Origin of the sequence: Pedobacter sp. (assembly GCF_035566355.1) — a bacterium.
Lineage (GTDB): Bacteria > Bacteroidota > Bacteroidia > Sphingobacteriales > Sphingobacteriaceae > Pedobacter.
In genome coordinates this window covers 1-3,330 of record NZ_DATMRL010000636.1, presented here as the reverse complement: position 1 = coordinate 3,330, position 3,330 = coordinate 1, and the positions used below count along the sequence as shown (strand labels likewise).

Annotated in this window: 5 protein-coding genes; all 5 read right to left on the bottom strand. The window is 36.5% G+C overall.

The features are described 5' to 3' along the window. Positions 1-351: pyridoxamine 5'-phosphate oxidase family protein (locus VNZ46_RS24960; RefSeq protein ID WP_325563683.1), on the bottom strand; the 351-nt coding region annotated here is incomplete at its 3' end. A gap of 62 nt (positions 352-413) precedes the next feature. Beyond that, on the bottom strand, positions 414-1,151 hold the full coding sequence (locus VNZ46_RS24955) for a phosphodiester glycosidase family protein (RefSeq protein WP_325563681.1): 738 nt from the start codon (positions 1,149-1,151) through the stop codon (positions 414-416). A 116-nt stretch (positions 1,152-1,267) separates the two neighbouring features. Next, positions 1,268-1,723 (bottom strand): nuclear transport factor 2 family protein, encoded by a 456-nt coding sequence (locus tag VNZ46_RS24950; RefSeq protein ID WP_325563680.1) that lies wholly within the window; start codon positions 1,721-1,723, stop codon positions 1,268-1,270. A gap of 307 nt (positions 1,724-2,030) precedes the next feature. Continuing rightward, the gene (locus VNZ46_RS24945) at positions 2,031-2,951 is read right to left on the bottom strand and encodes a helix-turn-helix transcriptional regulator (protein ID WP_325563679.1); all 921 of its coding nucleotides are present in this window, start codon (positions 2,949-2,951) and stop codon (positions 2,031-2,033) included. A 62-nt stretch (positions 2,952-3,013) separates the two neighbouring features. After that, positions 3,014-3,330, bottom strand: a 317-nt coding sequence (locus VNZ46_RS24940) for an SDR family NAD(P)-dependent oxidoreductase (RefSeq protein WP_325563677.1), incomplete at its 5' end; no start/stop codon positions are given.

Here is a 3,330-nt window from a genome sequence, read left to right as displayed (position 1 = left end):
AACGCAGAAATAAACAATGTTCTTCCAATTTTCTTTTCTGTCCCTTCCATCAGGAAAGATCTCAAAATATGTTTGCAACAATTTGTCAAGCTCGGCTGGATGGGGAACTTTTGCGGTCCCTTCATATTGAATTGTCTTTTCGTTGTCCCAGCCGATCACAAAAGAAATATTAGGGTTCAACTGGAGATTCTTATATTTCCTCGAATCAGAAACAGTATCAAATATTATTTTCAAGTCAGGTGTCACCGCTATTCCAACATAGGCTGATTCAGGGGTATTGCCCGGGGAAACAGTTGCCAGGACTCCGAACTTATTTTGACGGATAAAGTCATATAAAAATTCTTTTTTCATTGAATGAATGTTTTTTTTGTTATTCTATTAGTGTTTACTGCTAATGCACCTGCAGCTATATTTTAGTGCTGGTCTGTCGTTACGCCAATTATCACTCCAAAATTTCCATCTGTTTGTATCCAATTTTGTTCAGGCAAATATGTTCGTGAAACAAGTCCGTCAAGGTACAAAGCGTTTTTACAGCCCATACTTTTAAAATAATCAGCGAAGTCGTAAAAGTTTATTTCCTTTTTGGACATTGCGAAAATAATTTTATTGTCCGGCAAAATTCCAACACCGTTCCTGATATTCAGATTTGTTGAACCTTCTTTAAATGCCGAATGAATTTGTCCGTCAATGATCAACATTGGTCCTGATTGCGTTGCATATTTTACTTTTCCATTGTCAGCAAAATTTGCCGCGTTACAAATAGCTGGCAAATTGTCTACCGTGATATAAAAAACTCCATTCGGCTTTAAATAAAAATTTCCATTTCCATTTGTCGTGTCTAAAGGTGTTGTTGTCTTTTGGTTTTCAATAAAAAGTCCTTGTGGCGAATTGTCCTGTTTGTACATTCCTGCGTTCATTGCGAACAGCAACTTTTTATGGTTTTTATCAAGCCACATTTTTAAATTCTGAATGCTTTTAAAGTTTTCCTGTTTGTCGTTTTTCCAATAGAGTTTAACGTCTTGCTTTTTGGTGTCCACGATATAACTTACAAACCGGATGTCTGTACTTTTTTGTCTTTGTGCAAAAACAAATATTCCTGTTGTCACAAGAATAATAAGTGTTGTCAATATGAAGACGCCGTTTCTTTTCACGGATTATTTTAGAATGGTTGCAGGCAACTCTAATTTATGATATAGGATGCAATCCTTAAAAATTTTGGTGGTATCCCGGTTTGAAATTTTATTTTAAAATCATTGCCGTTCCCCTTTTACGGCATATTAGAATAATGAACATGAACTAAATGCCATTCATTATTTGTTTTTTTCCAAATTTGCGTCTCCCTTCCTTTTGTTTGCATTGGCATATTGCCTTGTTTAAATGTTGCATCAAACACCCAATAAAATTCAGCCCATGCTACATTATCATATTCGGTCACATGCTCGTTAAAAATATTTAAGTTGCGCTTGGTAAATGTTTTCGCGAAAAAATTATATATCTGTGAGCTTATTTCATTCCATCCATGTTGATGTCCCCTCGGCTGTATAAATGAAACTTCTGGTGAATGCGAAAATAACTTAGCGCCCAATACAGAATCACCAGTATTAATGGATTCAACGTACTTTGCAATTAATGCTTTAATAGCTCCGGTATCAGCCTGGTTGTTTTGTGAAAAGGAAGATTGCAGATAAAATACAAGCAGTATAGGAATGATTATTTTTTTCATGTTATTCGTTTTTTAGTTATTATCTTCTGTCAGTTTTACAATGTCTTTTATGCTGATTAATCTTTTAATCAATCCAGCTTACATTGCAGGAGGAACGCGCGGTGTTTTGTAAATTTTTACGAAGTTCTAATATACGAAATACAAGGCTATTGAATGACAATGATTCTCCAACTTCTTGTCGACAGCCGAACCATTTTACGGAAGATTTGAAAAAATTATCGACTTTGCTGGTATAATGATTTAATTGATTATCCGGACTGCGACAAGTGCTATTGTGCAATCCCCATTTTAAACCTGAAACGTTTTGTCAATTGAACGAATGCCTGAATTCCAAAGGCGAAAGGTTGGTTTTTGTCTTGAATAACTTGCCGAACGACTGCGGATGTTCAAAACCTAATTCGTATGCAATTTCACTTACGGATAAGTCGGTGGTGGATAATTTTTCTTTCGCTTTTTCAATCAATTTGTCGTGTATGTGTTGTTGGGTGCTTTGTCCCGTCAATACTTTAAGCAACTCGCTTAAATAATTAGGCGATACGTGTAGCCTGCCGGCAATGTATTGAACGGTAGGCAATCCTTTTTGGGATAAGGCATCGCTGTTGAAATATTCTGTCAGAACATCTTCCAAACGAGTGAGCATTTTATGGTTGGTTATTTTCCGGGTTATGAACTGACGGTGATAAAATCTTTCTGCATACGTGAGCAATAATTCCAATTGGGCAATGATTACGTCCTGGCTGAATTTATCAATGTTTGAATGATATTCCTGCTCAATGTTCTGCATGATGCCCGAAATCGTTGTTTCTTCTTTCTCCGAAAGAAACAAGGCTTCATTTACCGAGTAGCTAAAATATTCGTATTGCTTTATTGTTTTTGCCAAAGGCGTATTCCATAAAAAATCGGGATGGACGAGTAAGAGCCACCCCGAACGTTTTAATGCTGAATCTTTGTTAGCCTCAATTCCAAAAACCTGACCGGGTGAAATAAAAAACATAATTCCTTCATCAAAATCATATTCCTGCTGACCGTATTTCATTTTAGCATTTAATCCTCTTTTGATTGAGATGGAATAAAAATCAAATACCCAACTTATTGGATTATTTTCACGCAAAGGGCTGATAGAGCTAAAATCTACCACACTGATTAGCGGATGTTCAGGTTTGGGTAATCCCCTCAACCGATGAAATTCGCTTATCGTTTTAATTCGCTGAACTTGTTTGTTTGCCACGATGTAATGAAATCATTTTTATATAAAGGTACCGTACTGTGAGCAGTTTGTTTTTGGTTTAATTACCAGGGGATTTCTCCTTCTTCTTTAAAAAATTTCCCTGTTGCTCCTTCAGTTGTCGTTGCATATTTTATGATTGTCCGGGCACCCTGTTCCACTGTTTGTGGTCCTTTGAATTGGTTCAGGTCGGTTGCTGTATAACTAGGAGTAACGCTGTTGATTTTAAAATTCGCGCCTCTAAATTCATAAGCCAACATCACGGTAAAGGCGTTTAAAGCTGTTTTGGAAGAAGCATACGCGGTTAATTTTGCATTGTCATACTGTCTCCAGGCAGGGTTGCTTTGAACTGTTAAAGAACCTACTTCACTTGAAACGTTTA